The sequence below is a fragment of the Pseudohongiella sp. genome (assembly GCF_011050365.1).
Lineage (GTDB): Bacteria > Pseudomonadota > Gammaproteobacteria > Pseudomonadales > Pseudohongiellaceae > Pseudohongiella.
Genome location: NZ_DRFV01000001.1, coordinates 44,710 through 66,267, shown reverse-complemented (window position 1 = coordinate 66,267; position 21,558 = coordinate 44,710). Strand labels below are relative to the sequence as shown.

The window sequence follows — 21,558 nt, the reverse complement described above, 5'->3', positions numbered from 1 at the left end:
AGCGTTAGCATGCGCAATCGCCGCGCCAATTCACCTTGGCGCCACAACATGGGCGCTAGGTACTCACGGGCCGAACTGAGACGGAGAAAGTAGTAGTATGGGCGGACCACATATAGAGGCGTTGCAGATCTCTCCAGCGTTTACGTCTGGAGATTGGTTTGCACTTGATCGAAATAGACCAATTGATTGGGCTCAAGCTGCAAAAATAGTTAAGGACCGCTTAGAAGGTCGCTTTCTCAGATACGCTGGCAACTGCCTCCGCTCACCTTATTCGGGTTTTGTTGTACTTTCGATCGACAGCCTGATGCTAGAAACTCTGCAACAATTTCGAGAGGGCATTATTAATGGGCATAGACAATCTAGGCGGCTGGTCACTACCTTCTTGCAGGGGCGCCGATTTCAACCTGATTTTGATGCAGAGGCTAGGAGCTCTTATTACAAGGATATTCGATGCGGCCTATTGCATCAAGCTGAAGCAAGACGCATGTGGCTTATACGTCGTGGGGAGTCCAGGATGCTTGCGCGTTCGCCTACCGGTGAGGGGTATGTTATCGACGTTCGGCGGTTTCACAAAGCTGTGAGGCAAAGCTTGCTCGACTATATGCAGGAATTGGTCAACCCAGAACACGATAATCTTAGAACTCATTTGTGGACAAAGATGAATTACATTAGCGACGTCCGTGTTCAGCGGGGCGCGGAATACGCAGTAGAAAACGATGAATAGTGAACGCGCGCTCTTTAAATCGAGCAAAGTCATGCCTTGGTCGCTAAAGAAAGGCGTTAGACAATGAAGGTCGGTGCCTTATGATCGATAGTATGGGCCGACTGGCGGTGCCTCTTTACCACGGTACTTCTAGCTACTTTCTAGCCCAAATCAGAGAGCATGGCCTTGGCGGATTCCGAGACTCGAAGCTCTTTGACGCAGAAATCTTGGCCAACTTGGCCCACGCTCTGGATAATACTCGGAACTCCACAGAGTGGTGGGAGTTTAACGATTTCATTGTAAGGGCAATGTTGGAGCAAAGAGTCTCCGACGGGGGATTTAATTTTAGGTACGGATATACCTATCTTACCCCAAGCAAATCGACAGCTCACCGGTATGCAACAAGTAATCGATTAGGATCTGAGTTTTTGACTACTATCTACCAAGCATACATGGCACTGGCCTCCATTAATCCCGTTGAAGCCGAAAATATAGTACCGAATAGTCACTGTTTGAGAACGATTTTCCAAGAGACTCATCGCCCTGTGATTCTAACCTTGAAAAATGTTGCTGCAGGGAGGTTGCGAACTGAACAGGGGAATCCTATTTATGAGCAATTAAACCAGATGATTTCGATGCGCGATTCTGTATCTAACATAGAACCTCAGGTGTTATGGCAACAGTTCAACTTCGAATTGGAAGGCTCCATTGATTGGTCCCATCTAGATTTTTCTCTTTTGGATGACTAGCTAGATGACTATGCTCAAGGTTAATAAATTGCCCAACAAGGCTAGGCACTGCGATGTAAGTCGGGCTTTCACAGCACTCAATTTCCTACAATATTATGTTCTGGCTTCGGGCTCTATGCCTGGATATTGTGACGCCAACTAATTTCTAAGAGTCAAGACCTCTATGAGCAAAGCTGTAAGGAGCATAGACAAAGTCAGAGTATCACGCGCCGGGCACACGTTTCACGAACGGTGGGCAGCAAGGCGCGCGCTCCAGCTTGTGTTCCCTAAAGACAGTCTTTTCGCGATTGTTGTCGAGGGCCTCTCTCCAAACGAGCGCCTAAATTTGGGACAAGAGGCCGAGGATATTGCCGACCTCACCCTCTTCTATGGGAATGGAGATACTTTCGAGACCTGTACCGCTCAGCAAATACTGCAGTTTAAATACAAGGAGGCGGTAAATCCCGTCACCTCATCCTATCTTAAAAAAACGATCAAGAAGTTTTCCGCGACACTACGAAACTTCAGGGAAAATGTTTCGGAAAAGGAAATCGCAAAGAAGCTGTTATTCGCGTTCGTGACGAATGCGAAATTCTCAGACGATCTCTGGGATGCTATCGCGTGTTTGAAGCAGGATAGCAAACCAAAGACAGTTAGCGCCAAGACGCAACTTAATTACCTCAAGACCTGGTGCAAGGAAGAGGAGATCGAAGCGCGGGACATTTTCCCGCTCATCGAGTTTCGCGCTGCGACAAACGATTTGCCGGCACAGAACCGATCCTTGCGAAGAACAGTCAGTGATTGGTCTGCTGACTCAACCGGACAGGCGGCAAAAAGACTATACGCGTTGGTGGAGCTTGTCCGCGAGAAGGCGCAAATTGAGGGTCAGAGCAATAATTCTATCAGGCGTGAAGATGTTCTGGATGCACTAGAGTGTGATGAGGATCAGTTATTTCCAGCGGATACGCGTTTCGTAGATGTTGGTGAAGTCGTTGAGCGTTCGGCCCTGCACGAAGTCCGAAACGAAATCGAAGCGAGCAATCTACCTGTTTTTCTTTATGCCGACGGCGGCGTCGGGAAGACCGTGTTCATCCAAAGCCTAGCCAAACATCTGACCGATTCATTCGAGGTCGTCGTCTTCGATTGCTTCGGTGGCGGTGCATATCGCTCCGAGGCCCAGGCACGTCACATGCCGAAAATTGGGCTACTGCAGATCATCAATGAACTGGCGACACGCGGACTCTGCGACCCACTTCTTCCGACTGACAGCGATCAATATGGCTTGATCAGCGTTGCCCGCAAGCGTCTCAAGCAGGCTAGCGGGACCGTCCAAAATCAGTCCGTCATGCAAGGCATACTGATTGTTTTGGACGCGGCAGACAATGCGCAATTGGAAGCCGATGCGCGCAATGAAGATGCCTTTCCAAGGCTCTTGCTTGCATCGCTCAGTGCGGAGCCTATCGACGGTGTAAGGCTCTTGCTCACTGCGCGCCCCCATAGGATCGATAGCGTAATAGGAAACAGCTATACAAAGCGCATTAAGCTTGAACCGTTCACTGAGGAAGAAACGCGGAAGTTTCTTGAGACACGGCGCAATGATATCACGGATGTCGAATTCTCAACGGCACTTGCTCGTTCGCAGGGCAATGCCCGTGTCCTCGAGTACCTCGTGGAAAGCTGGGACACGAATGTGTCCGGGAATGCGCCGCAGACCGAAATTTCTGTTGAAGACCTGATCGCTGGAAAATGCGAAAGAATATTCCGGTACCTACATACGGTCGGTTGGAGTGAGACTGAAATTCTTGAATTTTTTGCCGCTCTATCTCTTCTTCCGCCGCCCATTCCGTTGCCCGAACTAGCCAAGACGTTAGGCTGGTCAGACTCGCAGGTCAATAGTGCCGCATCCGATCTTGCGCCAATGCTTGAACTGGTCAAGCATGGTGCGATTTTTCGCGACGAACCCACCGAGACCTACATCAAGGATCGCTACGCAAGCGAGGTTTCTTCGCAGCAATCCATTGCGCAGAGGCTCCAAGCGCATCAGAAAGACTCTATCTACGCCGCCGAAGCATTGCCCCATTTACTTGTAGTCACCGGAGACAGCAACAGGGCTTATCAGCTTGCTGGTTCAGATGATTTTCCAACTGAAATCGAATCCGACTATGAACGTCGCAAGCTGAAGCTCGCACGGCTCTATGCAGCATTCTCTCTTGCAACACGCGAACAAGATCTAAACCGGACTCTAAGTCTGTCGATGAAACTCTCGCAGGTGGCGTCGGCTAATGCGAGGGGCGACCAGTTCATTCGTCGATCTCCGGCGCTGGCGACGATCCTTGGAGGCACGGATGCTTCCCGCCGCTTATTCAATGATCGATCCGGTTGGCGTGGGGCACGTGATGCGCGGCTCACCGTCGCCTATTGTTTTTCTGATGAACTGGACGAAGCGCGCATTCATCAAAACAGGGCGATTGGCTGGATCAATTGGTATCTCCACACGGATGACAAGTCCAAACGGATCGAGCGCTCCGGGCCAGAGGCAGCCGATATCGCTGCCGTAATGTTCTTGGGCGTTTTGAAGAATACGTTTTCGTCATTTAATCGCAATATCCAGCTGTGGCGTTTCAAGTTTGCGCTCTCAGTCGTGGAAGAGCTGATTACTCTTTGCGCACATCACGAAGCCGCGAACGGAAGTGAAGCTCTGCAGACCTTAACCAAGTTCGCAGCGTCGAAAAGGTGCCTGTCTCTTACCCTGCAAATTGGCCTGCTGTCCAAGGGGTATGGCCTCTCAAGAAACCAACTCAGGACTGTTTCGCGAGCAACAAGCTCGCTCTCGCAGCGATATAAAAAGAGGATGCCGGAAAAAAACTCCCCCGACTACGAGATGGAACTGCAGAGTACTATCGCAGAGGCCGCGATGGGCTCTCTCCTCGTGAATTCAAGGCAGTCAGCGAAGAGACTACTCGGATTATATCGCCATCGCAGGCCATCGAGCTACGGCTATGGCGAGCGTCATGGCATGGACAGGGTGTGGATACCTGTTCTATCGGCTTGCATCACGGCCTGGTCATCCGGCGAAAATTTGTCTTTCCAACATCTTATGCCGGAGAACGTGAAGACAGGGCGAAAGACGAAATCAATAGCCTCCGAAGCTGACCTCGGCGCATTCCTTGATAGCCTCATCGTGACGAGAAACCTGAACACGGTGCCAAAGGGGCAGAAGCCCAAGAAACACAAGCAGTTTTCCAGGCATGAGCAGGAAGACATTGTGAAGGGCGCATCCTGCGTCCTTCAGTTGGTCAAACCTCTTGAGACTCCCCTTCTGTCCACAGCTGCACTTTCAAGTGATGTTCTGGCCGCCTTTTTAGATGTCTGGAAATCAGCATTGAGGCTCAATGTCCATTGGAGGGCCGAAACCGGAATAGGCAATGTTGCGCGACATGTTGGCATTGGGCTTGCCAAAATCTTGCTCCGCCACTGTGAATCCGTCGAAACAAATCAAGCGGAAGAGCTTATAGAAATCATAGAAGCTAACCGGTTTTCGCTGGGTGACAAGCTAAGTGTCTTTGATCTTATCGCAAGGCGTCCCAAACTGGCCGGTGTCGCAGGGATGTACGCATCCAAGATTTCCGACGACATACTCAAGGATGACTACATCGAACAACGCGGCGAAGCCTACCGGGATTTGTCTGAATCGCTGATCACGATGAGTATTGGTGAGGCGCAAGCGTACTATGCCCGAGGTTTGGCTCAACTTGATAAGATGGGTGGAAATGACCCGGACCTGATTTACTCGGTGTTGCACTATGCCGCAGAGCAGCCAGGAGGGTTTGTGAAGCCGGAGCTCTCGCACCGGCTTATGAACCTGTGTGAGACAATCTTCAAGCATGAGCCATCAAAATTCGGATGGACACTATTCGGGCGTGCCGCTGCTGCCTCCGTTGGCTTTCCGGCAATATACAAGCTGATACGATGGGACGATCAGGATGTTGTGGATTATTCCTACGGCCTTCCGCAGCTTGCCTGTTACCTCGCAAAAGCAGGTCATCTTGATGTGCGCCGCGCGGCGGTGCTTCTCACAATCTGCGAAGATCATGGCTGGCATGAATGGCAGGTTGGCAAGGGTTTGCACGATCTGCTTTCGACTGCCGATTCCAAAGATAGGGCAGCAATCTTCTCTCTTGTGACAGGGAAGCTGGATCAAGAACATAGTTTTGGCGGATGGGAAGGACTATGGGAGAGCCTAATGGGCTGTGTGGTTGAATTTGAAGAGGTCAACGAAGCGGGGTTGCTCGGTCATCTCCAAACGCAGCACGAAGCAGCGCGACTTCGGCGCGAAATCGAAAACGCTAAAAACAATTATAATGTGTCTAGTGCTGTATACAGCATCCAGGCAAATAGCAACAAGCAAGATGAACAGGCTCGCTACGAAGCCCTCGCGGCTATTGTAGCCAAATGCGTTCCCATATCTGCATCCTCGCTGGATGAGGCAATTCAAGAAATTCAGGCCAGCGCCGGGCTGCCGTTCGACAACACGGGTCGTCTGTTAGAGGAGCTACGGAAAGCTTGCCGGTATAACGAGCGAGTCAACTTCCTTGAGGCACTTTGTGAGTCTACCGAGCTCGAGTTTGATCGCGCACTCGACCTGATCATCGAATGCGTAAAAGCTTGGCGCAATAGTTCGGCGCATATAGCGAACAGCGTAGCTAACCTGATTAAGAGGTTTTTTGCGCTCAGGGGCTCCGAGCTGTTCGAACAGCGCTATTCGGGCATCTCCAGGCAAATCCATCGTTTATCCGAGCTATGCGGTGATCCAAAATTTGTGTTGCAAACTGTTTTGGAAACAGTAGCGAAGGAGCGCCTTGAACTTGGGGGTGACGAGTGGCTCCAATTAGCGACGAGCCTGTCGTGTCAAACTGATCCTTCGAATGCGTTGAAGGCATTTGAGGACTTGCTATCCAGTTCCGCTGCAAAGCTTGGTGATGAGATCGGTGAAGGCGTGTATTGCGCCGCCTTCGATGGCAAGAGCGACGAGGGCTGTGTTATCGCCGATATCATCTGGCATTTGCTCGGTGATAGTGATGCCTTTGTCAGATGGAGTGCCGCAAGAAGTCTGAAGGGAATGCTTGATGTAGGATTGACCGAAGACGTCGGGCACCTGCTTGATCGGTTTGATACAGATGAGAACCAATCACTCGCTTCCGACGAGCATCGTTTTTCCTTTTTAAATGCGCAGCAATGGCTGTTGATGGGATTGGCACGCGCTGCCCTGCATCATGGCGAGAAGCTCAAGTGCCTGAAGGCACGAATTGAAGCGCTAGCAAATCGACCCGATTTGCATGTGCTCAACAAACTTCACCTTGCCCGATGTCTAAAGTATATCGAGGGCGGTAAATCCATGAGCGCTGGACTTGCGAAATTGTGGGCGGAGGTTCAAACGCCCCCGCATGGCATCGTTAAACGTGATGGCAGGCCAAATAACAAGGATCGCCAGTTGGAATTCGGTTTCGACCACGATTTCGACAACCACAAGGTTTCGAACCTCGCACAGCTTTTCTGGATATCGAATAATGAAGCCTGGGACCTCATTGCCGGTGAAGTAATAAAACGTTGGCCAGGTGCTAGTGGCATTTCCGACTTTCCTGGTGGTGTCCGTTACCGAGGCGATAAACGATTCGAAACCTATGCCGAGCACATACTACGGCATGCTCGCCTTTTCGCGGCAACCACGCTCCTGAAGACTTTGCCTGTGGCACGGCACAGCTATGATTCGACGGGCCTAAATCCATGGCAAGAATTCTTAGAAGGCGAGGATGTTTCATTCGAGGATGGCTCATGGTTATCAGATCACAAAGATCGGGTTCCCGCAGTGGCTCACGAGTACCTACTCGGTGAGCGCAAAGGAAACCAGGAGACGCTTCTAGACAAGGAGGCACTGTTTGCGAAGGTCGGATTCCCCGAGGGTCCGGAAGATCATTACCTGCCGCTTCACGGATACTGGACATCGCCAGACGGCGTACACGTTAGCCTAGACTCCGCACTCATCATGGAGCGCGGCGCGGTTGGGCAATGTGGGAACTTCGCGAAAGCACCCGATCAAGATCTTTGGCTACCTAGATTTGAGTCCGACGGGCGCGTTGATCGCTACGCCGATAAAAGGCCGTTTAATCCTTTGATATGGGTGCCGGAGAAGTATCCCATTGGCATTGATGAACATGACGAGTGGGCCACACGGGGTGCGATAGCTCGTCCAAAGCTAGGGCGTGGGCTCAACAAGCTGCTTGGGCTGACACCAGACTGGGATGAGCGGCATTGGCGCGATAACAACGGGAAGCTGGTATTGAAGAGCGACGTCTGGGGCGAGTGGCGACCCGACGCCGATGCACGCGGCAGCAGGTATCAGGATGAGGGCGCTATCCTTTGGGTAGAGATTGGATGGCTCGGCGAGGTTCTAAAGTCCTGCAAAAGAAGCGTGATATTCAAGCTCGGTCTTTCAAAGTACAAATCCAGCAGAAGTTACGATGAATCTTCAGGGGTGAGGGAACTGTATGTGGGCCTGAAGCGGAATAATGAGAGCGCGCGTTTCTGGTTTGCAAAAAAGGCATCTGAAACAACGTACTAGGCGAGAAGTATGTTCTTCATCTGATGACCTTACCCCCGCTATCAGAAAACGCAGAGGGATGAGAGTTTTCGTCTTCCTTGCGCTCCTTGTCTAACGGCTACAGTTTGAATCTGGCGAGGTACCGTGTAACAGAGCGCTTTTGTCGGACATATTTCCCGCAGCGCTTCGAATTTGCGGCAAAGCGGGTCTCTAGCTGCAGCCAAGTATAAGATTAATGATTGGCGATTGGCGATGAGGAATTGGAGGGATAATTCAACATCGAAGAGAATATGAGCGTCATACATCTTTTGTCAGCCGGGTTTTATAGCAACAACAGAAGCAACAACAATTATATTTTAATCAGAAATTATATTTATATTTCATATTATTATAAATATATACCAAGTCCTCTCCTGGCACCATTTGATAGTCCTCTCCTGCCCCAAAAGATAAGACAGCGCACAGCTGGGCGCTCCGTTGCAAATAAGTTAGTCAGCTAAATTCTATCCGTCCCAAACAACTCAACGTACTCTCGATCCACCATCTCAGTTTGCCGACGCGTTTCAATCCAAGCAAATCCCTGCATTCTGTATGCCTCTCCGTAAGCCCATTTTGCCACTTCAGTTGTGCTGCCAATATTAGAGACAAAGCCCTGCTCCTGCATCTGCCCACCCAGCTCCTGCCCTAATTGGTCATTGCGCGCCAGCCACCGCTCAAGATGCGTCTTAGCAGCCAGCATATCCCGCTTGTCATTGTTGCAGCCACGGTGCGCCACCACAAAATTGTGCGCCGTATCTCGTGGGTAGCGCGACCACGGTATGAAATGGTCAACCTCGGTCTGGCTGTGCAGTTTCCCCTGGCAGTAGAAGCAGCGCCTGTCCTGCATCTGGGACAGAATGGGTGAAATACGGGCCAGAAGCGCCCGTGGCGTGCCGAACATGAATGACTCCAGATCGTCTTTTTTGCCCAGCAGTGGCGCATTTCGGCGATTGCTGCGAATGTGCTGAACCCAGCCTGCCTTGGCCAACTGCTGAATCAATGGACTAAAGCGGCGCAGATTGCGGCTGACGCCCTGCTTCAAGATCAGCATTTTGTTGGTACAAGGATAGTCATACATGAATCGGTCGGTTTGCCCGCCTATGACCTGCAGATGGCGAAGCGGCATATTGTGAACAACAGCCCGGATATCGGAAATCGTGCGTTTCCACTGAGGGTGCCCAGGCGCCCTAGCCGGGTTGCCCTCTACTTCATTGTAAATGTTGCGAATCCGATTGATCACAGCGGCCTGTTTACCCAGGTTCTGCAGTAGAACCCCGTTTTCCGAATTCTCAGATGCCGGACCGAAGCTGCTCGCCTGTCGCCAGTACAACAACGCAAAACGCTCGGCCACTGCATCGAGCGGCAATACCAGCTCTGCGTCATCATCCGTGCCACGCTCAATCGCTAGCTCGGTCAATGTCAGCATCAGGGCAAACTTGTAAGTGGCAGAAAATTCGCCTTCATCAAACAAGCGTTGAATTTTCTCCAGAAACGCAAGCTGTGCCCTAGCGGAAGGCTCACTCATCGATCGGACCAATAGTCAGCCTTGTCTGGCATAATCCAGCGTAAGCCACCTCGAGGGTCAGACACGTCCCCGACATAACGTGGAATCAGGTGGATGTGGCAGTGTCCAATAGTCTGACCTGCCGCCGGTCCGTCATTCATACCGATATTGTAGCTATCGGGTGAAAATTGGCTGTCCAGTTTTGTTTTGGCCTGCTCGACCAGGTCCCAGAGATCATCACGCTCGATGCGAGAAAGATCGAAGTAGGAACCGACATGACGGAGGGGAATAATCAGCGTGTGGCCTGGGGAGATAGGATAGTTGTCGAGGGTTGCGAAACAGCTGGCATTGTTGGCAAGTGATTCTCGAAATGTCGAATCGCAAAAGGGGCAGGGCTTATGGTAGCTATTTGTTGTCATGGGTGGATATTGGTTAGTATCTGGCATGGCGTCAAGTTGAGACGACGACAATACAGATACAATTTAACTACCTTTACCGTTCTGATATCCAGCTCTTCATGAACTTGACGATTCCACTGCTTAAGCCGAACGTTTCAAGAACTGCGATACGGGAAGCGCCAAAACCATTGTTGTGCTCGTCAATGCGTCGGTTTAATGCTGCACAACAATCGGAGACATTCCAATCGTGAGCGATGAGAGTGATGCGGACTCAAGCCACTGCAGCTACAAACGCCCCATATAAATCGCCGGGCAGACTCTTCGCCAAACGCCACTTGATCGCCATGGGTCTTTCTCCCTCGTGCTCAACATATTGAGCCTTACCCAAACACCAGAACGCTCTATCATCTGAGGTTTCCCGTGCAAATAGGGCAATATCGCTGCCCTGTTCTTGGTGGTGAATGTAGCGCTGACCAGTGGCGCTTGCCTCGCTGGTTTGGGATTGGCTTTCCCAATGAATGAGGTTTTGGTTTATGGCGTAATCGCGGTACATGGTGGTGGGGCTAAAACGCCCAGGAGTTTTACTTAAGGTAAAAGCCATTACATCGGTCTTGTTTTGCTGCGACCACTTCACCCCCTCGCGCCAGGTTGGGGTTAGCGCATTATCACCTTCTCCATAGGCAGCCAATATCTCGATGCGCGTGTAGCGTGCGTGAATTTGCAATGGGTTGTCGCCAACAGGCTCGTAAGAGCTATGCTTGTGGCTGACTCGGGTTTGCAAAGCGACCACGAGCCCTTGCAGCTCGTCGAGCACCTGCGGGTGTTTCCATACTAAATCTACCGCATGCTCTAAAGATACATGTTGATCACTGAGCTGATTACATAAAGAAGCTACCAACATGCGCAACAATCGCGTTTTTCGGGCAGCCAAATCGCGAAGTTTTGGCGCATCGGCTTGCGCGGCCCACTGCGCGTATTGGCTTAAACGTTCACTGTCGTCTATGTGTAGCAGGCGGCCTAACGCCTTGCGCAACATTGTTTCATTCGGGCCTTGGGGTTGTACTTCAATGCCCGCCGATTCACACAGGGCGCTCCACGAATTATCGCCACCGCCTTTATAGATATCCTCTAACGCCAAGCCGGTATGTTCCAAAAAGGCATTTAACGAGGTATTGGCACCTCGCTCTTTTAATGTGCGAAGCTCAGCAGCTAGAGCATTGCGCGATGAGGGTATGGCGTTCTTTAGGCTAGTGAGTATGGTTAGCTGCGCTATGGGGTCGAGCTCCATATAGCATCCGGCTGGTAAATAGGGAAAGCCCTGCTGTACCTGTCGCTCTAGATCTTTGCGTGTGCCGCCTAAAAGCGCGCCTAAACGCTTATCGAACCGGAACTCTTTATTGTGCTGGCCTACAAAATCCAAGATCGTGCAAACCTCTTTGTGCGGCGCTCGACGTAAACCTCGCCCCAACTGCTGAATGAAGATGGTGGCACTTTCTGTGGGGCGCAACAGCAATAAGGTGTTTACCTTTGGGATGTCGACCCCTTCGTTAAATACGTCTACCGAGAACACAAACTTTAAGCTGCCGTCGTTCAATTTACGCAGCGTGCTTTCACGCTCATTCGAACCCGTTTTACCCGACACACTCGCCGCCGCAATGCCCGCTTGATTAAACTTCAGCGCCATAAAATCGGCATGTGCGATGCTCACACAAAAGCCGAGCCCAACTACCGTATCGATGCATTCAACTCTATTGGCCAGCTCTCCGATCACCCGCTTAACCCACAAGTCATCGGCAGTGTAGACGTTGAAAAGCGCCTCAGTGTCGTAGCCTCGCCCGCGCGTCCACGGGATATCGCTAAGGTGTGTGCCATCGTGCACACCGTAATATTCAAAAGGCACTAGGCTGTGTTGGTCTATTGCATCCCACAAGCGCAGCTCGGCGGTAATTTCGTCATTAAACAAATGTAACAGTGATTCGCCATCGGCCCGTTCCGGCGTTGCGGTAAGTGCCAGCAGTTGCTTTGGCTGCAAATGGGCAAGTAGATGCCGGTAGGTGGGTGCCGCCGCATGGTGAAACTCATCAATAATCACCACATCGTAGTGATCGGTAGGAATACGGCTAAGATCTGCATTCGAAAGCGTTTGAATAGAGGCAAACACGTGTTCAAAGTGGGTGGGGCGTTCGCCATCTACCCAGAGCTCCCCAAACTGCCAATCCTGCAGAATTTGCCGAAAGGTGTCGCGGCTTTGCTCTAGGATCTCTTTGCGGTGAGCCACAAAGAGAAGCCGGGCGCGGGACATACGCGTTTTCAGCCTGCTGTAATCCACCCCCGCCATCACGGTTTTGCCTGTGCCGGTGGCTGAAACAAGCAGGTTCCAATGCCGGTCATTGCCGCGCGAGACCTCAATTTCTTCGAGCAGGCGCTCTTGAAAAGGTTTGAGTGTCACCTCTAAGAAAACGCGCATTTTGTGGCTTTGTTCTTGCTCCTCTATGGCGGTATTTCGTTGAAAGGTTTGGGCATCAAAGGGTTCAAAATCGCCACTTTCCCAGTAGGCCTCAAACATAGAAGCCACTTTGCGCGTGACATCAGCGTTGCGCAGCGCACTGGCGCGCACGTTCCATTCCTTGCCCGTGTCTTGCGCCGAGTGCGTTAGGTTAGAAGATCCGATGTAGGCGGTAGAAGCCCCCGATCGTCGGTAAAAGTACCAAGCTTTGGCGTGCAGGCGGGTCATGCCCACATCGTAAGAGACCCGAATTTCAGCGCCCAGATCGGCAAGCGCCTGCAAGGCTTTTAGCTCTGTGCTATTGGTGTAGGTGGTAGTCAACACCCTCAAGCGCGGTTGCTCGGGCTTGGCTAAAAAGCGCTTGAATTCCTCTATAAACTTTCTGATCCCGCTGTAACGCACGAAGGCCATCACGACATCGATACGATCGGCCGAGTGAATTTCGCCTTTAATCTGTGCGGCAATTTTGGGTTCGTTACGATCATTGGTAATCAGTGTTGTATCGAGCAATGGCGTAAGGGGCCTCGCTAACTTCGTTGCACGACCATCTTGACCGATGCCAAAGATACCCCTTAGGACAGCGAGATCTTCAGGCAGTTTATCGATCTCAAGGTCCGCCCTGGGCGCATATTCTTGCGCGACTTCAATCAAGCTGTTAACTAGTTTACGACTGACATTGAGTCGGTCTTTCTCGTTCAGGCCTGCCACCACCCGTTCAACCAATTTGCCCACGTACATGGCGAGCCGGTCGGGCGCCTCTGCCGTATTCAGCTTTTCTTGATCGGTGATGGCCTCGTTTGAAAGCGCCTCCAACTCGGCTTGGAGTGCCACGCTTATCACCTGTTCGTAAAGGCCGATTGGCTGTTTAGGCGTGCTCACGGTGTTTGGGGGCTCGTGTCAATGTTAGCCATGGCGTTTTGCAGGGCATGTACTATCGGGATATCTGCGGGGGCCCACCTCAGGCTAGCGAGCTCTTGGGCAGAGCACCACTGAATGGCGTCGTGGTCGTTTAAGATCAACTCGCCTGTGCCCCAAGTACAAAGGTACGACATCAACATGATTTGCTTATCGCCATAGTTGTGTTTGTTTGAGAAAAAGTGCTCGCCTACCCGAACTGTTATGCCGAGTTCCTCTTGGAGCTCGCGAGCAAGTGATTGCTCAGGTGTCTCGCCGAGTTCTATTTTGCCGCCAGGGAACTCCCAATAGCCACCCATGTGTTTTTGGGGTGCACGCCGAGTGGCGAGTACGCGGTTATTGTGGAGGATGATGGCGGCGGTGACATTTATCATCTGTAAGCCTAATAACAATTCAGCAAAGCCGAGCTGATTTTGAGTGACTGTTCTGGACTAATGTTACTCATCTATTCTCAAAACCTCGACCCGAATCTCTTTATGGTTCAACAGGAATGTAACGATGCCACTTATCGAGGCATTGTGATTGTCCCCGCACCCCCTCCAACCCCCTTCAACCATCGATCCAGCACTCCACTAACCACCACAGTCGCCGAAATCCGATAGTGATCTGAATCGCCCCGGGTATTCCGGAGACTCGTTAGTTTGGGTCAGGCTACCATAACCGACTCTTCCCGCTGGCGACAGCATATTGCCTCCATCTCCGCCAAGGGGATATTGCCAATAGGCTCTAGAAGCGGACAATTGTTAAACCTGTCGACCCACTCCAGAGTCGCGTAATCTACGACATGTATAGTTGTCACGGTTTTTTATACGTGAAATCATACCGACCACCCATCCGTTCATCAAAAATCCAAAAATATGAATGAAATCATAGACGCCCTGAAGAAGTTCCGCGACGAACGTGACTGGCAGCAGTTCCACAATCCCAAGGATCTGTCGTTGGCGCTGAGCATCGAAGCCGGTGAACTGCTTGAAGCCTTCCTGTGGAAGCAACCTGAAGACGCCGATAAGCAGAAGATCAAGGAAGAGCTGGCTGACGTTTTTGCATTCGCCTTTCTGCTGGCCGATGCCTGTGATCTGGATGTCAAAGACATCGTGCTGGCCAAAATCAGGCAGAACGAGGAAAAGTACCCGGTCAGCAAGGCCAAGGGGACTGCCAGGAAATACAATGAGTTATGAGCAGGCCTCCCGTCATTGAAGTCAGCCGCTATGCCTTCAGCGACAAGCAGCTGAGCGATATTCGCGCCAACTCATTTGCACAGAACTACTGGCCGCTGGTCTATGTGCTGAGCGATGACAACAAGCGCTTGGCTTACGTTGGTGAAACCGCTGATGCGGTCGCCCGCATGACAACCCATCTGAAACATGACGCCAAACGCCACCTGTCAGTGGTTCACCTGATCACCAGCCTGAAGTTCAACAAATCCGCCACGCTGGACATTGAGTCCAATCTGATCAAATACATGTCCGCCGATGGCCGGTTCAAACTGCTGAACGGCAACCTGGGACTGGCGGATCACAACTACTACCAGAAGGACATCCTCTACGCCGACATCTTCCAGCAGCTCTGGGATCAGCTTCGGGCAAAGGGCGTGACCCAGCACTCACTGGATCATCTGGACAACTCTGACCTGTTTAAATACTCACCCTACAAGGCGCTGTCGGCCGACCAGCGCCAGGGGCTGCTGGGCATCATGCACTCATTGGTGAGCGACACCACACGCACGCTGGTAGTTCAGGGTGGTGCGGGGACGGGTAAATCCGTGCTGGCGATATTCCTGTTCAAACTTTTGCAGTCAGACAACGATGACTTCAACTTTCAGGAATTCTCCAGCGAAGAGGCCGAAATCAAGGAACTGCTGTTTCGGTTGCGCGAAAAGTACGGCCGAAAGCCTCGCATGGCGCTGGTTGTGCCCATGTCGTCTTTCCGGAAAACCTTACAAAAGGCTTTCTCGAACATTGCGGGCCTGAAATCCAACATGGTTATTGGCCCGGCAGAACTCGCTAAGCAAGACTACGACATCGTGCTGGTGGATGAAGCCCATCGCTTACGCCAACGGATAAACCTCGGTGCCTATTACGGTGCGTTCGACAAGACATCCATCGCTCTGGGCTTCGATCCAAAGCGGTGCAGCGAAGTTGACTGGGTCCGCAAACAATCCAGCCGGGCCGTATTCTTTTACGACACCGATCAGACCATAAAACCATCGGATGCCGCCGCAGACGTTTTCACGGCCCTGAAAGCATCACCAGACACCGAAGTACAGGAACTGGTTTCCCAGTTCCGAGTGCTGGGCGGCAACCCCTATGTGAAGTTTGTGGATGAGCTGCTCAATGCCCGCCTGGCTGAGTCGGCAAAACATACGTCCAGGTCCTACGAGTTCAAACTGTTTGACAGTTTCCGGGAGTTCCAGAAAAAGATTCAGGAAAAGGAGAGTGATGTTGGTTTATCCCGAATGATTGCCGGTTACTCGTGGCCCTGGGTCTCCAACAAAGAGCGCGACAAATTCGACATTGAAATCGAGAACATAAAGCTGCGATGGAACAGCACCAGCTCGGACTGGATCAACGCGGAAGGATCGGCAACTGAGGTGGGCTGTATCCACACCACACAGGGATATGACCTGAACTATGCCGGCATCATATTCGGCCGCGAGATCGGCTACGACAAGACCAAGGGCGAAATCATCATCCGACCTGAGTTGTATTTCGACCGCAACGGTAAACAGTCAATAACAGATCCGGAGCAACTGAAGCGTTATATTCTCAACATCTACAAAACCATCATGCTGCGCGGTATCAGAGGTACCTTTGTTTACGCCTGCGATCCCGATTTCCGCGAGTACCTGGCCAAGCACATACCGCGCGACATCGCGCCGCCAGACAATGTTGTCGAATTGCCGCCAGTTAAAGTCCAGCCTTACGTCAATGCCGTGCCACTGTATTGCCTGCTCCCGGCTGCTGGCAGCTTCAGCGAACAGCAACAGGCCGAAATAGACGACTGGATTGTTCTTCCTGACGGCGAGCGCGCTGACAAAAGCCTGTTCGCGTGCAAAGTCCAGGGCGAGTCCATGAACCGGATAATCCCGAATGGCGCTGTGTGTCTGTTCCGGACCGATCAGGGCGGCAGCCGAAACGGAAAGATCGTCCTGGTTGAGCATTCAGACATCATTGATGACGACAGTGGTTCGCACTACACCGTCAAGGAATACGAGAGCATCAAATCGGAAGATGGCGATGGCTGGGCACATCAGAGAATCCTGCTGAAACCACGCACTTCCGATCCAGCATTTGAGACGCTTGTGCTGACTGAAGACGATACCAGCCGATACCGGGTGGTGGGTGAGTTTCTGAGAGTGCTGGACTAGAGACGCCTCAAAATGAGCTACTACTCAGAACACGCCAGCGAGCTTTTCCGCTTCTACCAGGCTGGAAGTCATACACAGCCAACAGCAGGGCAATATCGCCACGGCCGAGTCCAAAGCATTCTGGCGCGATGCCGACGGACAACTTCAGTTGCACCATGAAACATCGCGGTTTATTCGGCAGGCCGGGCGCTGGCTGTACGTGGACGCGCTACCGACCTAGTCCAGCGCCACCAGTTCAAAAATCAGCAGGTCGCCATCTATCAGTCTGAACTGCAGATTGCGGTAGGCGACTGCGTCGTCCACATGCAACTCAGGCATCGTCAATATGCCAGTGGCACTGTTGAATGAGGCCGATTTGGCGGGCAGTTGCGTCACATCGCTCAGGGTTTCGGGTATTATCTGAATGCGAATCGTGGGCTCGGATTGAATCAGCTTGAACCTTACATCCAGATCACCGAACTCATTGGCTGCCACCAGTGAGCGCACTTGATTGCTGCATTCATCAAAGCGATTGGCCACAGTCACTTGCGGCTGGTGGGTGATGGGCAGGTAATTCATACCTAGTGTTTTGGTGCCATTGTTGTCAAAGACAAAAACGTCGGCATAGCCGGTTTGATTGAGTCCTTTAATCGCATGCGAGCCTTGAATCAGCTTCAACGCTTCACTGTCGGCGCTGAGCGCGCCACGCGTTATAGCACGCCATTTGCCTCCGGCCGAGTTTTCCAGAAACACCGTGCTTTGGGTCAAGCTGTCGCGGCTATTGTCGAATGACAGTTCGGGGAAACCATCGCCATTGATGTCGTGCAGCCGCAGAAAATAAGGGGTTTCCCGTTCCGGCGATGGGTCCTGGGTATCACCGCCAATACAGACGCTGGTGCGATCAACAAACTGTCGGTTGCCCATATTGTAGAGAAACTGAGTACCCAGGCCCTTGTAGCTGCTGTTGTAGGCACTGAGCTGAATGTCCCGCACGCCATCTGCATTGAGATCAAACGCCATGGCTTCAATTACGGCGTACAGACCGCTGGGCACGAAACGGCTCATGGCAGGCAGCAGAGTCTCCTGCGCGCTGGCAAAATTACCATCACCCGCGTTCCAGTAGACCCGGCTGGGAGCGCTGCCCTCGTTTTCGACGCGCCCGACGATCAGGTCGACATGGCCATCCATGTCCAGATCAGCCAGCTCCACCGCCCAGGTGCCCGGCACGTTACTTGCCAACAAGGACGCCGGCATACGAGTCCGGTCAAGCACAAAGGTGGCATCGCCCTGGTTCATTAAAAAATAATTGCGCTCGCTGGCACTACCAAGTGGATTGTTGGTAACCAGGATATCAATATGACCATCGCCATTGATGTCGCCGGCAGCGGCGTTGTGAGTGAAGTCCTCAAGCACCGGCAGGCGTGAACTGGCATCCACAAATCCGGTGCCTGTGCCCAGCATGAGCTGGTTCTGGAAGCCAGGAAATGGATGCGTGTCCCAGCCGTGATCGGCCAGAAACAGATCGTCAATGCCATCACTGTCGAAGTCCTCAACCAGCACTTCTCGGACCCATTCTGATTGCGGCCGGTCGCCGGTAGCAGAACGGAAGGTATTGTCGCCATTGTTCAACATAATGCTGCCCGGACGGGCGCCTTGCCGCGGCTGATCGACCGGTGTGAAGCCGGTGATGACTAGGTCGGTATGACCATCGCGGTTGACGTCTTCAAAATAAGTGAAAATTGTACTGGGCAAATCAGTGGGCAAGAGGATGCGTCCATATTCAATCGAGCCGGCCTGGTAAATGGATCGTGTTGCCGGTTGCGCCATAACATCGGAGGCAACTCCGGAAACAGCGATGCCAACCAGCAGTGGCAACAATTTCTGGTGAGCATTTGACAGGCAGGTTATCTGGCAGAGAGACGGGCGCGTGAACATCAGAAGCATGAATAAACCACCGGATATGAATAAAAGATTGCCTTTGTTACACCAGTCTTACGGAATTGTCCATCAAAATAAATATGCGCTTGGCGGCGGCTTTTTTCACTAGCCGCCGTTCGCCTGTTCACTGCCCCCTATAGCAGAGGTCTGGAATTGCACATCCGGCTTCATTTCAAAATAGATATCAATTTACCCGTCACCGTTGGCATCCCTGATTAAGTTCAAGGCATACTGGCGCGAACCCGATGGGCGGATTCAACTACATCATGAGGAATCGCGGTTCGTGCGAAAGAACGGACGCTGGTTGTATGTGAATGAAAGCACGAGCACTGGACAGCGCTGAGAGAGTGTAAAAATAACTGTGTAAGTGGCTGGTTCATGTTAGCCGTCAGAGCAGTGCGAGCAGCCTCCTCGGTTGAGCCCTTCGGTTACCCTCCTCTTAGATTGACTTGCCTTCGTTGTTTTCGCCCCTCAAGTACCGGTTGAAAAACGCCATTTGCGTTCTGAGCAAGTGAGTCTGCAGAGCGGGCGGGCGGATGCCGTGGCGTTGGCCTGGGTAGGTCATTATCTCGAACACCTGGCCGCGCTCTTGCAGCTCTGCGAACAATCGGGTGGAGTGATCAAACGTCACGTTGTCATCCGCCATGCCGTGAATAATCAGCAGAGGGGTCTGGTAACCATCAAGGTGGGCAAAGACCGAGCCGGCGTCATACCCGTCGGCATTGTCCTGCGGGGTCGACATGAAGCGTTCGGTGTAGTGTGTGTCGTATAGCGCCCAGTCCGTAACCGGCGCCCCGGCAATGCCTGCGGCAAACCTGCCCGGCGCCTGCAGCGTGGTCATCAATGTCATGTAGCCGCCATAGGACCAGCCCCACAGACCCACTCTGTTGGCGTCCACAAAATCACGCGCCTGCAGCCAGTCCAGCCCGGCCAGTTGGTCCTCAACTTCAAGAATACCCATGCGCAGATGCAGCGGCGCTTCAAAGGCATGGCCCCGGTTTGAACTGCCTCGGTTATCGACCTTAAAAAGCACGTAGCCGGACTGGGCAAGAATCTGATCGCGCAGTGACTGCCATCCCCTGGTGACAGTCTGTACGCCGGGCCCGCCATACACCTGAACGATGGCTGGGCAGGGCGTCGCTGCCGTGCAGTGGTCCGACCGATACATCTGCCAGTGCAGTTCGGTCTGCCCGTCTGCGGCCGTCAGTGTGCCATACTCGGGCCGGACATGACGCGCCAGATAAGGCGCGTAAGGATGAGCCTGGTCCAGCGGGTTTTCCTCCACCCAGGCAATGCGTTCACCTGCAATGGAATACAGCCCGGTGTTGGGCGGGGTGTCGATGTCGGAGTAAGTGCCGATAAAGCCTGATCCGCCAGAACCGACCGATACGTTCCAGCGTCCTTCGCCAGACGTAATACGCTGCGGTTCGCCGCCATCAAGGCTCACTGAGTACAGGTGGCGTTCCAGTGGTGTATCCCTCCAGCCAGAGAACCAGACAATACCCGCGTCCTCGTCGACGGCTTCCAGGCTATCGACCACCCAATCTCCCGATGTGATATCGCGGGCTACGCCATCTGCGCCGACATGACGAATATGGCGAAAGCCGGATTGTTCGCTGAGATAGAGCAGACCGCCACCGGCAAGTGTTTGCAGATCGTGCGCCAGATTGATCCAGGTATCTGCCTGCTCTGTGATACGTCGTGTTGTGTCTTCAGCACCCGTGCGCGGATCAAGTGCAAGCAGGTCCCACTGCGTCTGCGCCCGATTCTGTCGCTGCACCCATAAGGTCTCGCCAGACTCGCTCCAGTTGACGCGGCTGAGGTAGATGTCGGTATCGCTGCCCAGATCCATCTCGGCTATCTCGGCTATCTCGGCTTTCTCGCCCATGTCGCCAGAGGCCTCAACCATGTCGCCAGAGCCAAGGTCGATGACGTGCAGTGTCACCAGGGCATTTGGCGTGCCGGCCCGCGGATACCGCTGTTCTGACACCGAAACGGCGTCGGCAGAAATGCCGAAGCGCTCCACCACCATTACCGGGCTTTCATCAACGCGTGCAACCGCGATGCGGCTGTCATCGGGCGACCACCAGTAACCGGTATAGCGGCTCATCTCTTCCTGGGCAACAAACTCGGCCATGCCCCAGCTGATGTCACCGCCGCCTTCGGTCGTCAGGGCACGCTCTTCCCCGGTAGAAAGATCATGTATCCATAGATTCTGGTCGCGGATAAAGGAGACGAAGCCGCCGTTCGGACTGACCTTGGCGTCGGTCTCAAACGCCTCTGTTTCGGTCAGGCGGCGGGTTTGTGTGCTTTCCACATCGACGTAGAACACATCGCCGTCCAGAGGCACCAGAACCGCAGCGCCTGTTTCGTCCCATTGATAGGTCACCACCCCGGAAGAGGTGATGCGCGATCGCTCGCGGAACTGGATTTCAGCCTCCGTCAGCTCGCGCTCTTCTGGTACCAGCTGGCGCGCATCGACCAACAAATAGGCCTCACCGGTGGCAACATCCATTGCCCACAAATCCTGCACGGTGCGGTCATCGTCTTTTGCGCGCAGGAAGCTGATGCGACTGCCATCGGGTGAGAACTGCACATTGCGGGCCGTTGGGCCGGTCAGATCCGGCGAGCCGTAGAGGCGCTCGATGGTCAGTTGTTCACCGGACCCGTCCGTCATCTGTGTTGCTGCCCGCTCGCAGGCGACAAGAATGAAGGGCAAGACAACAATCAACGCGCCACGCATGAAAACCCCTGTGTATCAGTGTGTTAGAGAAGGGCAACAGTAGCCTTGAAATTGTCACTCTGGCCCATGTTACGGATCACTCATTTTACCAATCGACGGTTTCGATATAGGATTCGATATTGGCAAATTTAGACTTAAAG

At 52.7% G+C, this 21,558-nt stretch carries 12 protein-coding genes and 1 pseudogene; 7 read left to right on the top strand and 6 right to left on the bottom strand.

Annotated features, from left to right (window positions below; all coding sequences use genetic code 11):
* Positions 1-97 precede the first annotated feature (97 nt).
* From ENH71_RS00300 to ENH71_RS00290, 3 genes are all read left to right on the top strand, one after another.
* Positions 98-724, top strand: a complete 627-nt coding sequence (locus ENH71_RS00300; RefSeq protein WP_294133029.1) for a hypothetical protein — start codon at positions 98-100, stop codon at positions 722-724.
* 80 nt (positions 725-804) lie between these two features.
* A complete protein-coding gene (locus ENH71_RS00295) occupies positions 805-1,452 on the top strand; it encodes a hypothetical protein (protein WP_294133032.1) in 648 nt (215 codons plus the stop codon).
* 163 nt (positions 1,453-1,615) lie between these two features.
* The gene (locus ENH71_RS00290) at positions 1,616-8,050 is read left to right on the top strand and encodes a hypothetical protein (RefSeq protein ID WP_294133034.1); all 6,435 of its coding nucleotides are present in this window, start codon (positions 1,616-1,618) and stop codon (positions 8,048-8,050) included.
* 475 nt (positions 8,051-8,525) lie between these two features.
* Here ENH71_RS00290 and ENH71_RS00285 read toward each other — a convergent pair whose 3' ends face one another.
* The 4 genes from ENH71_RS00285 to mutT all read right to left on the bottom strand — a co-directional run bounded on the left by ENH71_RS00285 (position 8,526) and on the right by mutT (position 13,765).
* The gene (locus ENH71_RS00285) at positions 8,526-9,593 is read right to left on the bottom strand and encodes an HNH endonuclease (protein ID WP_294133036.1); all 1,068 of its coding nucleotides are present in this window, start codon (positions 9,591-9,593) and stop codon (positions 8,526-8,528) included.
* Complete coding sequence (locus ENH71_RS00280; RefSeq protein WP_294133038.1) at positions 9,590-9,991, bottom strand: HIT family protein; 402 nt, start codon at positions 9,989-9,991, stop codon at positions 9,590-9,592. Before ENH71_RS00280 ends, ENH71_RS00285 begins: the two co-directional genes overlap by 4 nt.
* Positions 9,992-10,241: 250 nt before the next feature.
* Positions 10,242-13,355 carry a DUF3427 domain-containing protein gene (locus tag ENH71_RS00275; RefSeq protein ID WP_294133040.1) on the bottom strand — a complete coding sequence of 1,038 codons (3,114 nt, stop codon included), beginning with the start codon at positions 13,353-13,355 and terminating at the stop codon, positions 10,242-10,244.
* On the bottom strand, positions 13,352-13,765 hold the full coding sequence (mutT, locus tag ENH71_RS16130) for an 8-oxo-dGTP diphosphatase MutT (RefSeq protein WP_294133042.1): 414 nt from the start codon (positions 13,763-13,765) through the stop codon (positions 13,352-13,354). The genes ENH71_RS00275 and mutT overlap by 4 nt, the downstream gene beginning before the upstream one ends.
* A 480-nt stretch (positions 13,766-14,245) precedes the next feature.
* On the opposite strand from mutT, the pseudogene ENH71_RS00260 reads away from it, so the two are divergent.
* The 3 genes and pseudogenes from ENH71_RS00260 to ENH71_RS16125 all read left to right on the top strand — a co-directional run.
* Positions 14,246-14,569 (top strand): annotated as a pseudogene (locus ENH71_RS00260) (nucleotide pyrophosphohydrolase); the annotation flags it as partial.
* Positions 14,566-16,758 (top strand): DNA/RNA helicase domain-containing protein, encoded by a 2,193-nt coding sequence (locus ENH71_RS00255; RefSeq protein ID WP_294133044.1) that lies wholly within the window; start codon positions 14,566-14,568, stop codon positions 16,756-16,758. The pseudogene ENH71_RS00260 and the gene ENH71_RS00255, both read left to right, overlap by 4 nt.
* Before the next feature lie 61 nt (positions 16,759-16,819).
* Positions 16,820-16,978: a YchJ family metal-binding protein gene (locus ENH71_RS16125; RefSeq protein ID WP_294133130.1), complete on the top strand. Its 159-nt coding sequence runs from the start codon at positions 16,820-16,822 to the stop codon at positions 16,976-16,978.
* On the opposite strand, the gene ENH71_RS00245 is transcribed toward ENH71_RS16125, so the two are convergent.
* Positions 16,975-18,681, bottom strand: coding sequence for an FG-GAP repeat domain-containing protein (locus ENH71_RS00245; protein ID WP_294133045.1), 1,707 nt, complete (start codon positions 18,679-18,681; stop codon positions 16,975-16,977). The genes ENH71_RS16125 and ENH71_RS00245 overlap by 4 nt on opposite strands.
* A 196-nt stretch (positions 18,682-18,877) precedes the next feature.
* On the opposite strand from ENH71_RS00245, the gene ENH71_RS16120 reads away from it, so the two are divergent.
* A complete protein-coding gene (locus tag ENH71_RS16120; RefSeq protein ID WP_294133048.1) occupies positions 18,878-19,018 on the top strand; it encodes a YchJ family metal-binding protein in 141 nt (46 codons plus the stop codon).
* 96 nt (positions 19,019-19,114) lie between these two features.
* Here ENH71_RS16120 and ENH71_RS00235 read toward each other — a convergent pair whose 3' ends face one another.
* Positions 19,115-21,418: a S9 family peptidase gene (locus tag ENH71_RS00235; protein ID WP_294133051.1), complete on the bottom strand. Its 2,304-nt coding sequence runs from the start codon at positions 21,416-21,418 to the stop codon at positions 19,115-19,117.
* Positions 21,419-21,558 lie beyond the last annotated feature (140 nt).

Coding starts and splice junctions, on each gene's coding strand:
- ENH71_RS00300 (WP_294133029.1), top strand. CDS start 98: ATGGGCGGACCACATATAGAGGCGTTGCAGATCTCTCCAGCGTTTACG.
- ENH71_RS00295 (WP_294133032.1), top strand. CDS start 805: ATGATCGATAGTATGGGCCGACTGGCGGTGCCTCTTTACCACGGTACT.
- ENH71_RS00290 (WP_294133034.1), top strand. CDS start 1,616: ATGAGCAAAGCTGTAAGGAGCATAGACAAAGTCAGAGTATCACGCGCC.
- ENH71_RS00285 (WP_294133036.1), bottom strand. CDS start 9,593: ATGAGTGAGCCTTCCGCTAGGGCACAGCTTGCGTTTCTGGAGAAAATT.
- ENH71_RS00280 (WP_294133038.1), bottom strand. CDS start 9,991: ATGACAACAAATAGCTACCATAAGCCCTGCCCCTTTTGCGATTCGACA.
- mutT (WP_294133042.1), bottom strand. CDS start 13,765: ATGATAAATGTCACCGCCGCCATCATCCTCCACAATAACCGCGTACTC.
- ENH71_RS00255 (WP_294133044.1), top strand. CDS start 14,566: ATGAGCAGGCCTCCCGTCATTGAAGTCAGCCGCTATGCCTTCAGCGAC.
- ENH71_RS00245 (WP_294133045.1), bottom strand. CDS start 18,681: ATGCTTCTGATGTTCACGCGCCCGTCTCTCTGCCAGATAACCTGCCTG.
- ENH71_RS00235 (WP_294133051.1), bottom strand. CDS start 21,418: ATGCGTGGCGCGTTGATTGTTGTCTTGCCCTTCATTCTTGTCGCCTGC.